The organism is Herbidospora sp. RD11066 (assembly GCF_054661255.1).
In genome coordinates, this window is sequence record NZ_BAAGDO010000001.1 from 1,356,331 (window position 1) to 1,370,946 (window position 14,616).

Genomic DNA, 14,616 nt, shown 5'->3' on the forward strand with positions numbered 1-14,616 from the left:
GTCCAATGGCAGACGAGCAGAAGCTTCTGGAGCACCTCAAGTGGGTGACCACGGACCTGCGCCGTACCCGCCGCCAGCTCCAGGAGGCCGAGGACCGCGACCACGATCCGATCGCGATCGTGGGCATGGCGTGCCGCTATGCGGGCGGGGTCCGCTCGCCGGAGGACCTGTGGTCCCTGGTCTCCGAGGGCCGCGACGCCATCGGCGGCTTCCCCACCGACCGGGGCTGGGACGTCTCAGGTCTTTATCGGTACGACGTGGTGTCGTCCACGACCACCGAAGGCGGTTTCGTCGACGGCGCGGGCGGCTTCGACGCGGCCTTCTTCGGCATCAGCCCGCGTGAGGCCCTGGCGATGGACCCGCAGCAGCGCTGGGTTCTGGAGACCGCCTGGGAGGCGGTCGAGAGCGCCGCCATCGACCCGGCGTCGCTGCGCGGTGTCCGGGCCGGCGTCTTCGTCGGCACCAACACCCACGACTACGTCTCCCTGCTCGGCGGCGAGGGCCTCGAAGGCCACCGGGCGGTGGGCAACGCGGCGAGCGTCGTGTCGGGGCGGGTGGCGTACACCCTGGGCCTCGAAGGTCCGGCGGTGACGGTCGACACGGCGTGCTCGTCGTCGCTGGTGGCGCTGCACCTGGCCGTTCAGTCGTTACGGCGCGGCGAGTGCACGATGGCGCTGGTCGGCGGCGTGACCGTGATCGCGACCCCCGACATCTTCGTGGAGTTCAGCCGTCAGGGGGGCCTGGCGGCCGACGGCCGCTGCAAGTCGTTCGCGGCCTCGGCCGATGGGACGGGGTGGGGCGAGGGCGTGGGCGTCCTCGTGGTCGAGCGGCTCTCCGATGCTGTGGCGGCCGGGCATGAGGTCCTGGCTGTTGTACGCGGTTCCGCCGTCAACCAGGACGGCGCCTCCAACGGGCTGACGGCGCCCAACGGTGCCGCCCAGCAGCGGGTGATTCGTGCTGCGCTGGCGGATGCGCGGTTGACGTATGACCAGGTGGACGTGGTCGAGGCGCACGGGACGGGGACCCGGCTCGGCGACCCGATCGAGGCCACGGCGCTGCTGGCCACTTACGGTGAGGAGCGCCCTCGGCCTCTTTACCTGGGGTCGCTGAAGTCGAACATCGGCCACACCCAGGCGGCGGCCGGTGTCGGCGGCGTCATCAAGATGGTCCAGGCCATACGGCACGGCCTCATGCCCCAGACCCTGCACGTGGACGAGCCGACACCCGTCGTGGACTGGTCGGCGGGCGAGGTCGCCCTGCTGGATGAGTCACGGGCGTGGCCGGAGACGGGAGAACCGAGACGCGCGGCGGTATCGGCCTTCGGCGTCAGCGGCACGAACGCCCACGTCATCCTCGAAGCGGGACCTACGCCTGCGGAGGTGCCGGACGGTTCGGTCCCGGTAGCGGGTGTTTCGTCTGCAGCCGGTTCGGGCGCGCGTGTGGTTCCGGATGGGAAGCCTTCATCCGGCGGTGGCCTAGTGTCTGGGAGCGCTTCCGGGCCGTTTGTGCTTTCGGCCAAGTCGGAAGACGCTCTTCGGGCGCTGGCCGAGCGGGTTTCCCGCTTCCTTGAGCGGCCGGGGGTCTCGGCTGCCGATGTGGCCTATTCGCTGGTGGCCACTCGGGGGACCTATCCGCATCGGGTGGTGACGAACGACCTCTCCGACGTGCGGGGGCGGGTCGCCCGGGATGTGCGGCTCGGGGTGTTGTTCACCGGGCAGGGGTCGCAGCGGGCGGGGATGGGGTCGGAGCTGTACCGGGAGTTCCCGGTGTTCGCCGCCGCTTATGACGAGGTTTGTGCGTTCTTCCCGGGGCTGGCTGAGGTCGTGGCTTCGGGGGATGGGCTGGATGAGACGCGTTTCACCCAGGCCGGGTTGTTCGCGTTCGAGGTCGCGCTCTATCGGCTCGCGGAGTCGTTCGGTGTGGTGCCGCAGGTGGTCGGTGGGCATTCGGTCGGGGAGATCGTCGCCGCCCACGTTGCCGGGGTGCTGTCGCTGGCTGACGCGTGCGCGCTGGTCGATGCCCGTGGATCGTTGATGCAGGCGTTGCCGCGTGGTGGGGCGATGGTCGCCATCCAGGCCACATCTGCCGAAATTTCGCCCGACGTGGACATTGCCGCCATTAATGGGCCTCGGTCGGTGGTGATCTCCGGGCCCGAGGATGTGGTCCTGGCCGAGGCCGCGCGGTTCGAGAAGACCAAGCGGCTGACCGTCAGCCACGCCTTCCACTCCGCACTCATGGAACCGATGCTCGACGAGTTCCGCTCGCGGATCGCCGGTCTCACGTTCAACGCGCCGCAGATCCCGCTGGCCTCGATGGTCGGCCCGGACGCCGACTTCACCGACCCCGAATACTGGGTCGACCACGTCAGAGCCACCGTCCGGTTCTCCGACGGCATCGCCGCCGCCGATGCGGATGTGTTCCTGGAGATCGGGCCCGACGGCGTGCTGTCAGCGCTGGTCGAGGATGGCGTACCGGCCTGCGCCAAGAACAGGGAGCGGGACGCCTTCGTCAGCGCCCTCGGGCGGATCTTCGAATACGGCGTCCCCGTCCACTGGGAGAAGCTCTTCGAAGGGGCGAAGAAGATCGCCCTGCCGACGTACCCCTTCCAGCACGAGACCTTCTGGCCCGCCCCCCGCGAGGCCGGCGTCGTGGAGACCGCCGCCGACTCCGGGCTCTGGGACGCCATCGAGAGCACCGACCTGTCCGCCCTCGCCGGCACCCTCCAGGTCGACGATGCCTCGCTGACCGCAGCCCTGCCCACCCTGAACGCGATGTCCGCCTGGCGGCGCAGGCTCCGGGAGGAGAGCGTCGTCGACGCGTGGCGGTACACGATCACGTGGAAGCCCTTCAGCCCCCCACCGGCCAAACTCACCGGGCGCTGGGTCGTCGTCGGCGAACGCGGCGCCGACGTCGCGGCGGCCCTGGCGGCCAAGGGTGCGCAGGTCGTCAGCGTCAGCGCCGGTGACCCCATGCCGCCCGAGCCGATCAGCGGCATCGTCTCGCTCCTGGCCCTCGACGAGCGGCCCCACGGCAGCCTGACCGAGGGCACGGTCGCCACGATCGACCTGGTCCGCACCCTTGGCGTCACCGCGCCGATCTGGTTCGTCACCCAGGGGGCGGTTTCTGCGGGGGCTGAGGTGACTTCCCCCGTACAGGCGCAGGTTCAAGGGCTCGCCCGGGTGGTCGCCCTCGAATACCCGCACCTGTGGGGCGGCCTGATCGACCTGCCCGCCGACCCGACCGGCGCCGACCACTCCCGTCTGGCCGACGTGCTCGCCACCGACGAGGACCAGGTCGCGATCCGCGCGGGCGCGATCAAGGTCCGCAGGCTGACCCCCGCCCCGGCGAGTCAGCGGGTCGATGACGGTTGGACGCGCGGGACCGTTCTGGTCACCGGCGGGACCGGTGCGCTCGGCGCGCGGGTCGCCCGGTGGCTGGCCGCTCAGGGGGCCGCGCACCTGGTGCTCACCAGCCGTCGCGGGCGGTCCGCTCCCGGAGCCGAGGCGCTGGAGGCGGAACTGACCGCGCTCGGCGCGCGGGTCACGATCGCCGCCTGCGATGTGTCCGACCGGGCGGCCGTCGAAGAGTTGCTGCGGGGGATCGAGGTCACCTCGGTCGTCCACGCCGCGGGAGCCAGTCAGTATCTCCCGTTCGACCAGGTCGGCCCCGAGGAGTTCGACCGGATCGTCGCCGCCAAGGCCGCCGGGGCCGCCCATCTCGACGCGCTCTGCGGCGACCTCGACGCTTTCGTCCTGTTCTCCTCGATCGCCGGGGTCTGGGGGAGCGGCGGTCAGGGCGCCTACGCCGCCGCCAACGCCTACCTCGACGCCCTCGCCGAGAACCGCCGCGCGCGCGGGCTGGCCGCGACCTCCGTCGCCTGGGGCCCGTGGGCCGAGGGCGGCATGGTCGCCGACGGCGAGGCCGAGGACCTCCTCAGCGCCCACGGCCTGCCCCTGCTGCCGCCCGACCTCGCCCTCGCCGCACTCCGGCAGGCCGTCGAATCCGGCGAGGCGCCACATATCGTCGCCGACGTCGACTGGGCCACCTTCGCGCCGATCTTCGCCGCCGCGCGCCGTCGTCCACTGCTCGACGATCTTCCTTCTGTACGTGAACCGCTCGCCCCCACCTCCACCGAGTCGACGTTCACGACCGAACTCCGCGCGCTGCCCCCCGCCGACCGGCTCCGACTGCTGACCGGTCTCGTGCGCCGGGAGGCCGCGGCCGTGCTCGGGCACGCCTCCGCCGACACGCTGGCCGCCGACCGCCCGTTCAAGGACCTGGGTTTCGACTCGCTGACCGCCGTTGAGCTGCGCAACCGGCTGTCGTCGGCGACCGGCCTGCGGCTGCCGTCGACCCTGGTCTTCGACTACCCGACCCCCGACGTCGCCGCCGCGTGGCTGCACGACGAGATCCTCGGCGAGACCTCCGGCGAGATCCCCGCGACCGTCACCACCGCGACCGACGACGACCCGATCGTCATCGTCGGCATGGCCTGCCGCTATCCCGGCGGCGTGCGCTCACCCGAGGACCTCTGGGACCTGGTCGTCACCGGCCGCGACGCCATCGGCGGCTTCCCCGCCGACCGAGGCTGGGACGTCGACTCCCTCGCCGACGGCCGCTCCCACACCCTCGAAGGCGGTTTCCTGTACGAAGCGGGCGACTTCGACGCCTCCTTCTTCGGCATCTCCCCCCGCGAGGCACTCGCGATGGACCCCCAGCAGCGATTGCTCCTGGAGGTGTCGTGGGAGGCGATGGAACGCGCGGGCCTCGACCCGCACGCCCTGAAGGGCACCCGCACGGGCGTCTTCACCGGCACCAACTCCCAGGACTACGGCAACCTGCTGGTCGACGCCGCCGAGGACGTCGCCGGCTACGTCGCGACCGGCAACACCGCGAGCGTCATGTCGGGCCGGGTGTCGTACACCTTCGGCTTCGAAGGCCCGGCGGTCACGGTCGACACGGCGTGCTCGTCGTCGCTGGTCGCGCTGCACCTGGCGATCCAGTCACTCAAGCAGGGCGAATGCGGCCTGGCCCTGGTCAGCGGCGTGGTCGTCATGTCGACGCCGGGCCTGTTCGTGGAGTTCTCCCGCCAGCAGGGCATGGCCACCGACGGCCGCTGCAAGGCCTTCGCGGGCGCGGCCGACGGCACCGGCTGGGGCGAGGGCGTCGGCGTCCTGGTCGTGGAACGCCTGTCGGAGGCCCAGTCGAAGGGCCACCGAATCCTGGCGGTGGTACGAGGCTCCGCGGTCAACCAGGACGGCGCCTCCAACGGCCTGACCGCCCCGAACGGCCCGTCGCAGCAGCGGGTGATCCGTCAAGCGCTGGCCAGCGGCGGCCTCAGGGCTTCCGATGTGGACGTGATCGAGGCCCACGGCACCGGTACCCGGTTGGGCGACCCGATCGAAGCCCAAGCACTGCTGGCCACCTATGGCCAGGACAGGGAGACCCCCGTCCTCCTGGGTTCCATCAAGTCGAACATCGGCCACACGCAGGCCGCTGCGGGTGTCGCCGGAATCATCAAGATGATCGAGTCGATGCGCCACGGCATCGTCCCGAAGACCCTCCACCTCGACGAGCCTTCACCCCACGTCGACTGGACGTCCGGCGCCATCGACCTCCTCACCGACCAGCAGCCCTGGCCGGAAAAGGAAGGCCCCCGCCGCGCGGGCATCTCATCCTTCGGCATCAGCGGCACCAACGCCCACACGATCATCGAACAGTGGCCGACCGAGCCGGTGTCACCTGCGGACCCGACAGACACTCCAGTCGTGCCCTGGATCCTGTCGGCGAAGGACGCCGCCGGACTACACGCCCAAGCACAGGCCTTGGCCGCAGCGCTGGCGACCGCCGCCGGTCAGGACACTGCCGTGACGGCTGCCCAGCCGATCAGTGGCCGGGCCGCTGCAGCGGACGAGTATCGGCCCGCCGGTCAGAGCGCTGCCGTGATGGCTGCCCTGCCGACCGCTGGCCGGGAAGCCGCAGCGGGTGAGTGTCGGTCCGTTGCCGCAGCAGAGGCCACCGCCATGGTGGCCGGTTCGGTGGATGACGGCCGGGATGGTGCAGCGGGCGGATATCGGTCTGTCGACGTCACGGGGTTGCCTGCCCAGGCTCAGGCTTTAACCGCAGCCGCAGCGGATGTCGCCTATTCGCTGTCGTTGCGGGCGTCGTTGGAGCGGCGTGCCGTTGTGGTCGGGCGGACCGTGGAGGACTTCCTGGCCGGGCTGTCGGCGATTACCGCCACGGAGTCGGTGGCCGGTCGGACGGCGGTGATGTTCTCCGGGCAGGGTGCGCAGCGGGCGGGCATGGGCGTGGAGCTGGCGGCTGCGTTCTCGGTCTTCGGGGAGATTTATGCGGATATTTCCGGGCGGCTCGGGGTCGCGGATGTCATCGCCTCGGGTGAAGGGCTCGACGAGACGGGCAACACGCAGCCAGCGTTGTTCGCGTTCGAGGTGGCGTTGTTCCGGTTGCTGGAGCACTTCGGGGTCCGGCCGGACTTCCTGATCGGTCACTCCGTTGGGGAGATCGCGGCTGCGCATGTGGCCGGGGTGCTTTCTCTCGAGGATGCCTGCACGTTGGTCAAGGCTCGTGGGGCGCTGATGCAGGCGCTTCCCGCTGGTGGGGCGATGGTCGCCATTCAGGCCGCACCTGGCGAAATTTCGCCCGACGTGGACATTGCCGCGATAAATGGGGCGCGGGCGGTGGTGATCTCCGGGCCGGAGGACATCGTTCTGGCTGAGGCGGCGCGGTTCGAGACGACCAAGCGGCTCACCGTCTCCCACGCGTTCCACTCGTCGCTCATGGACCCGATGCTCTATGACTTCCGTCAGGTCGTCACAAGGCTCACGTTCAATGCGCCCTCGATCCCGATCGTCGGCGCCGACGTCACCGACCCCGAGTACTGGGTCGCGCACGTCAGGAACACCGTTCGGTTCTCCGAGGGTGTCGAGTGGCTGGAGGCCGAAGGGGTCACCCGGTTCGTCGAGGTCGGTCCCCGGCCGGTGCTCACCGCGATGGCCTCCGGTGAGAACGTCTGGGTTCCGCTGGCCAAGCCCGGCCGCGATGAGGTCACCGCCTTCTACGAGGGGCTCGGCGCCATCCACGCCTCGGGCGCCGACGTCGACTGGCACCTCGAAGGGACCAGGGTCGACCTCCCCACCTACCGGTTCCAGCACCGCCGCTACTGGCCCGAGCCCGTCGTGAAATCCGGCGACCCGGAGGCCATGGGCCTGGCCGACGCCGACCACCCGATCCTCGCCGCCGCCGTCGCCCTCCCCGATGGCGGGCACCTCCTCACCGGCCGCGTCTCCCTCCAGTCGCACCCCTGGCTGGCCGACCACGTCGTCGGCGGCCGGGTGATCTTCCCAGGTACCGGCTTCGCCGAGCTGGCGCTGAGGGCCGGCGTCCAGGCCGGGCTGCCCCGGATCGAGGAGCTCACGCTGGAGTCCCCGCTGGTGGTCCCGGCCACGGGTGCGGTGCGGCTTCAGGTCACGGTCGACGCGGATGGCGCGGTCGCGATCCATACACGTACAGAAGCCGAGGTCTGGACCAGGCACGCCACCGGCTCACTGAGCCCGGAAACCGGCCAGGGGACTTCGTTCAGGACCTGGCCGCCCGACAGCGCGACCGCTCTGGACATCGAAACCTTCTACGCCACCCTCGACGGCTTCGACTACGGCCCGGCCTTCCAGGGGCTGAAAGCCGCCTGGCGACGGGGAGACGACGTCTTCGCCGAGGTCGGGCTCGACGAGGCCGAAGGGTTCGGCATCCACCCGGCGCTGCTCGACTCCGCACTCCACGCCGCCGCCTTCCTCGGCGCCGAGCCCGGGGTCCCCTTCTCCTGGCAGGGCGTCACGCTGCACGCCGACGGCGCGACCACCCTTCGCGTCAGGCTCACCAAGGACGGCACGGTCGAGGCCGCCGACGGCCGAGGCGAACCGGTCATCACGATCGACCGCCTCACCACCCGGCCCCCGGCCACGGTCGAGACGGCCGCCGACTCGATGTACCGGCTCGACTGGGTGCCCGCCGTCGCCACCGCCCTCGAAGGCGTCGTCGCCGAGCCGCGCACCGCGCACGAGGCGCTCGCCACGGTCCGCGACTGGCTGGCCCGGGACAGTAGGACACCGCTGGTGGTCGTGACGCGGCGCGCCGTGTGTGCCGTACCGGACGAGGATGTCGACGACCTCGACGCCGCCGCCGTGTGGGGGCTGGTCAGGTCGGCGCAGACCGAGAACCCGGGGCGGTTCGTCCTCGTCGACACCGACGACGTTCCACTCCTCGCGGGGGACGAGCCGCAGGTCGCCGTCAGGGGCGGGCGGGTGCTGGTGCCGCGGCTGGTGCGTGCAGGGGTGACGCCGGGGCGGGTCAATGGTGTCCCTGGGGTGGGGTTGACGCCTCCGGACGGCAAGGCTGGGTGGCGTCTGGAAATCGCCTCGAAGGGCACGCTCGACGGCCTCGTGCTGGCCGCGGCCGCCGAGGGGGATGCTGCGTTGCGATCGGGTCAGGTGCGGGTGGGGGTGCGGGCGGCGGGGCTGAACTTCCGCGACGTCCTCAACACGCTGGGGATGTATCCGGGAGAGGCCGGGCCGCTGGGCGGCGAGGTCGCCGGGGTCGTGCTTGAGGCCGCCCCCGACGTGACCTCCGTCGCCGTGGGCGACCGCGTGTTCGGGATGGCCAACGGCGGCTTCGGGCCGCGCGTCGTCACCGACGCCCGGACCGTCGCCCGGATACCCGACGGCTGGTCGTTCGAGACCGCGGCCGCGATCCCTCTGGTCTTCCTCACCGCCCTGTACGCGTTCACCGACCTCGCCCAGGTCAAGAGCGGCGAGAAGGTGCTCGTGCACGCCGCCGCCGGCGGGGTCGGCATGGCGGCCGTCCAGATCGCCCGGCACCTGGGCGCCGAGGTCTACGGCACCGCGTCCGAGTCGAAGCAGCACGTGCTCGAAGGGCTGGCGGGGGTCGCGAGCTCGCGCACGCTCGACTTCGCCGACACGTTCCCCAAGGTCGACGTGGTCCTGAACGCCCTCGCGGGCGAGTTCGTGGACGCCTCACTCGGGCTGCTGAACGAGGGCGGCCGGTTCCTGGAGATGGGCAAGACCGACATCCGCGACGGTATCCCCGGATATCTGGCCTTCGACCTCGTCGAGGCCGGTCCCGAGCGCACTCAAGAGCTCCTCTCTGAGTTGAAAAGCCTCTTCGAAGCCGGGGTGCTCACACCGCCGCCCATCACGACCTGGGACGTGCGCAAGGCCAAGGACGCCTTCCGGTTCGTCTCCCAGGCCCGCCACATCGGCAAGGTCGTGCTCACGATCCCGTACGTCGACAAGGACGCCACCGTCCTGATCACCGGCGGCACGGGGGGACTCGGCCAGGTGCTCGCCCGCCACCTCCTCGACCAGGGCTTCACCGACCTGCTGCTCGTCAGCCGGTCGGGCCGTTGCGACCTCGAAGGGGTCCGGACCCGGGCCTGTGACGTCTCCGACCGCGCCCAGCTCGAAGAACTCGTCCAGGCCGAGGACATCCGGGGCGTCGTCCACGCCGCCGGGGTGCTCGACGACGGGGTCGTCGAATCGCTGACGCCGGAGCGGCTCGACGCCGTACTCGCGCCGAAGGCCGACGCCGCGCGGCACCTGCACGAGCTGCTCGGCGACGTACCGCTGTTCGTGATGTTCTCCTCGGCGGCCGGAGTGTTCGGGTCGGCGGGACAGGGCAACTACTCGGCCGCCAACGCCGTCCTCGACGCGCTGGCCGCGCACCGGCACGCCCACGGCCTGGCCGGCAGCTCGCTCGCGTGGGGGCTGTGGTCGGGCGGCATGGGCGAGGCGCTCGGCGCCGACGGGCGGGGGCGCATCACCCGGGGTGGGATGGCCGCCCTCTCACACGCCGACGGGCTGGCGCTGTTCGACCTGGCCGTCCGGTCGGGTGCGCCGCACCAGATTCCCATGCACCTCGACCTGCGCGGACTGCGAGAAGGTCCGGTTCCGCACCTGATGCGGGCGCTGGTCCGGCCGACGGCCAAGCGGGCGACCGCCGCCGCCGGAGACGGCTCCTCGCTCGCCACCAAGCTGGCGGGGCTGGCCGAGGCCGACCGGCACGACCATCTCACCGAGCTGGTCCGCGCGCAGGCCGCCGCCGTGCTCGGGCACGGTTCGGCCGAGGCGGTGCCGGTCGCGAAGGCGTTCAAGGAACTCGGCTTCGACTCGCTCACCTCGGTGGAGCTGCGCAACCGCCTCAACGCGGCCACCGGCCTGCGGCTCCCGGCGACGCTGGTCTTCGACTATCCGACCCCCAACGCGCTGGCCGCCTACCTGGCGATCGGCCTGGTCGGCGCGCCCGCGCCGGTCGCGCGGGCCACCGCCTCCACCGTCCTGGACGAACCGGTCGCGATCGTCGGCATGAGCTGCCGCTACCCCGGCGGGGTACGCACTCCCGACGACCTGTGGCGGCTGGTCGCCGAAGGCGGCGACGCGGTCGGCGGGATGCCGGTCAACCGGGGCTGGGACCCCGGGCTCGCTTTCAACGGCGGTTTCCTCCACGACGCGGACGCCTTCGACGCCGACTTCTTCGGCATCTCCCCCCGCGAGGCGCTCGCGATGGACCCGCAGCAGCGGCTCCTCCTCGAAGCCTCCTGGGAGGTGTTCGAGGGCGCCGGGATCGACCCCGAGACACTGAAGGGCAGCGAGACCGGCGTCTTCGTCGGCGCCGCGACCAGCGGTTACGGCGCCGGAGCGGGGGGCGACCTCGAAGGCCACCTGCTGACCGGTGGTGCGACGAGCGTGGTCTCCGGCCGGGTCGCCTACACCTTCGGGCTCCAGGGTCCGGCGATGACCGTCGACACGGCGTGTTCGTCGTCGCTGGTGGCGCTGCACCTGGCCGTGCAGGCGCTGCGGCAGGGCGAGTGCGATCTGGCGCTGGCGGGCGGGGTGACCGTGATGGCCACGCCCGGCATGTTCACCGAGTTCGCCCGGCAGGGTGGGCTGGCCACCGACGGCCGCTGCAAGCCCTTCGCCAACGCCGCCGACGGCACCGGCTGGGGCGAGGGCGTCGGCGTCCTCCTCGTCGAACGCCTCTCCGACGCTGTTCGCAACGGCCACCAGGTGCTCGCCGTCGTCAGAGGCTCGGCCGTCAACCAGGACGGCGCCTCCAACGGCCTGACCGCCCCGAACGGCCCCGCCCAGCAGCGGGTCATCCGGCAGGCCCTGGCCAACGCGCGGGTGCGTCCCGACGAGGTGGACGTCGTCGAGGCGCACGGCACCGGGACCACGCTGGGCGACCCGATCGAGGCGCAGGCGCTCCTCGCGACCTACGGCCAGGACCGGGAGCACCCGCTCCTGCTGGGCTCCCTGAAGTCGAACGTCGGCCACACCCAGGCCGCCGCCGGCGTCGGCGGCGTGATCAAGATGATCCAGGCCATGCGGTACGGAACCGTGCCCGCCAGCCTCCACATCGACCGCCCCAGCGACCACGTCGACTGGACCGAAGGCGCCATCGACCTGCTGACCGATCCGGTCGCCTGGCCCGAGACGGGCAGGCCGAAGCGTGCGGCGATCTCGTCCTTCGCGATCAGCGGCACCAACGTCCACACCATCCTCGAAGAAGCCCCGGCGACCGAATCGAACCGTTCGTCGGACGGTGGAGTGGTGCCGTGGGTGCTCTCGGCGCGGACCCCGGAGGCGCTGCGGGAGCAGGCCGCCAAGCTGGCCGAGCAGGTCACCGGCCTTGTGCCGGCCGATGTGGCCTACTCGCTGGCCGTTACCCGGACCGGGTTCGCGCATCGGGCAGCCGTCGTCGGGGCCGACACCGCGAGCCTCGTCGAGGGGCTGCGGGCGGTCGCGGCCGGGATGGCTCCGCTGGAGGGCGAGGTCGCGACGGGTGGGGTGGCGTTCCTGTTCACCGGGCAGGGGGCGCAGCGGGCCGGGATGGGGCGTGAGCTCTACGACGCCTTCCCCGTGTTCGCCGAGGCGTTCGACGCGGTCTGTGACCATCTCGACCCCGACATCCCCCGGGTGATCCTTTCGGGGGAGGGGCTCGACGACACCACGTACACGCAGCCTGCGCTTTTCGCTTTTGAAGTCGCGCTGTTCCGGCTGGTCGAGTCGTGGGGGGTCACTCCCGCGTTCCTCGCCGGGCACTCCGTGGGTGAGCTCGCCGCCGCACACTGCGCGGGGGTGCTGTCGCTGCCGGATGCCTGTCGGCTGGTCACCGCGCGGGCCGCGCTCATGGGGGCGCTTCCCTCCGGAGGGGCGATGGTCGCCATACAGGCCACGCCGGGCGAAATTTCGTCTGATGTCGATATCGCTGCCGTCAACGGGCCCCAGGCGGTCGTCATCGCCGGAGACGAAGAGTCCGTTCTCCGCGAGGCCGCCCGGTTCGGGAAGACCAAGCGGCTCAAGGTCTCCCACGCCTTCCACTCCGGCCTGATGGACCCGATGCTCGACGACTTCCGGCTCGTCGCCGAGAGCGTCACCTACCACGAACCCCGCATCCCGATCGTGGGCGCGCGGCCCGGCTCGCCTGACTACTGGGTCGAGCACGTGCGCGCCACGGTCCGCTTCGGTGACGCGATCGCCGAGCTGGAGCGGCAGGGTGTGACCACCTTCGTCGAGATCGGGCCCGCGCCGATCCTCACGGCCATCGGCCCCGACTCCGTCACCGGCGAGGGGGCACACTGGCTGCCGGGGTGTCGCGAGGGTCGTACAGAGACGGAATCGGTTGCCCTGCTGGTCGCGGGGCTGCACGTGGCCGGAGTGCGGCTCGACTGGGACGCCGTGCTCCCCGAGGCCGCCCGCGTGCCGCTGCCGACCTACGCCTTCCAGCACCGCTCCTACTGGCTCGCGCCGGTCGAGAACGAGTTCTGGGACGCCGTCGACGCGCTCTCCCCGGACGAGCCGATCAGCGCCCTCATCGACCGGCTCCCGGCCCGCCGCCGTGACCGCTCCGAGGCGCTGCGGCACCGGGTGGTGTGGGCGCCGTTCGAGCCGGGCACCGGCACGCTCTCCGGAAAGTGGCTGGTCACCGACCCCGAGCTCGCCGCCGTCGTCGCGGACGCGGGGGCCGAGGTGGTCACGACGCCCACCGCCGACCTGGCCGGAATCATCTCCTCCGGTACGGTCACCGCCACCCTCGATCTCCTCCAGGCCGACATCGAGGCCCCTCTCTGGTGTGTCACCAGGAACGCCGCGACCGACCCCGAGCAGGCCATGGTCTGGGGTCTCGGCCGCGCCGCCGCCCTGGAGCACCCCGGACGCTGGGGCGGTCTGATCGACCTCACCGGTGGGGCCGAGCGGCTGGCCGACGTGCTGGCCGATCCCGCCGGTGAGGACCAGATCTCCATCGGGCCCGGCGGCATCCGGGTCCGGCGGATCGAGAAGGGCGTGCCGACGCGGGCCGTGCGCGACTGGCGGCCCGAGGGCACCGTGCTGGTCACCGGCGGCACCGGCGCCATCGGGCGCAGGGTCGCTCGGTGGCTGTACGACCAGGGCGCCCGCGACCTCCTCCTCGTCAGCCGTTCGGGGCCGGAGGCGCCGGGCGCGGCCGACCTCGCCGCCGAGCTGGGCGCCACCGTCGTGGCCTGCGACGTCGCCGACCGCGACGCCCTCGCGGCGCTGCTGGCCGACCACGACGTCCGGGCGGTCTTCCACACGGCGGGCGTGCTCGACGACGGCGTCATCGACGCGCTCACCCCGGAGCGGCTGGCCACCGTCCATGCGGCCAAGTGCGCCTCGGCCCGCAACCTCGACGAACTGACCTCCGGCCTCACCGCCTTCGTGCTGTTCTCCTCCGTCGCGGGCGCGATCGGCTCGGCCGGCCAGGCCGGGTACGCCGCCGCCAACGCCTACCTCGACGCCCTGGCCGCCGAGCGGCACGCCCGGGGCGAGGTCGCGACCTCGATCGCGTGGGGCCCGTGGGCGGGCGGCGGCATGGCCGCGGGGCACGACCGGCTCGGGCGGGCGGGGATGACCGGGCTCGACCCCGACACCGCGCTGACCGCGCTGCGGCACGCGATCGACCGCGACGACGCGGCCCCGATCGTCGCCGACGTCGACTGGGACGTGTTCGGCCCCGCCTTCACCGCGGCCCGGCCGAGCCCGCTGATCTCCGGGCTGTTCACCCCGGCCGCCCGCGACGAGGGCCCCGGCCTGGCCGAGCGGCTCGCCCCGCTGGGCACCGACGACCGCGAGCGCGCCGTGCTCGACCTGGTCAGGGCGCAGGCCGCGGCCGTGCTCGGGCACGCGGGAGCCTCGGCGATCGGGCCGAACCGGGCGTTCAAGGACCTGGGCTTCAGCTCGCTCACCGCCGTCGACCTGTGCAACCGGCTGCGCCGGGCGACCGGACGGCCGCTGCCCAAGACGCTGATCTTCGACTACCCGACGCCGGCCGCGCTGGCTTCGTACATTCTCGGGCTGCTCTTCGAAGCCGAGGACCCCGAGGACGCGCGCCTACGCGCGGCCCTGCTCAGCCTGCCGCTCGCGCGGCTGCGCGAGGCGGGGCTGGCCGAGACGCTGCTGCGGCTCGCCGAGGGGCGCGCGGCCGAGGAGACCGACGACTCCGAGCTGATCGACGAGATGGACACCGAGGCGCTCATCCGCATGGCGCTCGAAACCACCGACTCATGAT

Annotated in this window: 1 protein-coding gene; it reads left to right on the forward strand. The window is 72.1% G+C overall.

Going from position 1 to position 14,616, the window contains the following annotated elements:
* The first annotated feature begins 5 nt into the window (after nt 1-5).
* Entirely contained in the window at nt 6-14,615 is a 14,610-nt protein-coding gene (locus ACYQ78_RS05980; RefSeq protein WP_459799655.1) for a type I polyketide synthase, read from the forward strand.
* Nucleotide 14,616: the final 1 nt, after the last annotated feature.

Bases quoted from the DNA above. Each gene is read 5' to 3' on its own strand.
- ACYQ78_RS05980 (WP_459799655.1), top strand. From the start codon at position 6: ATGGCAGACGAGCAGAAGCTTCTGGAGCACCTCAAGTGGGTGACCACG.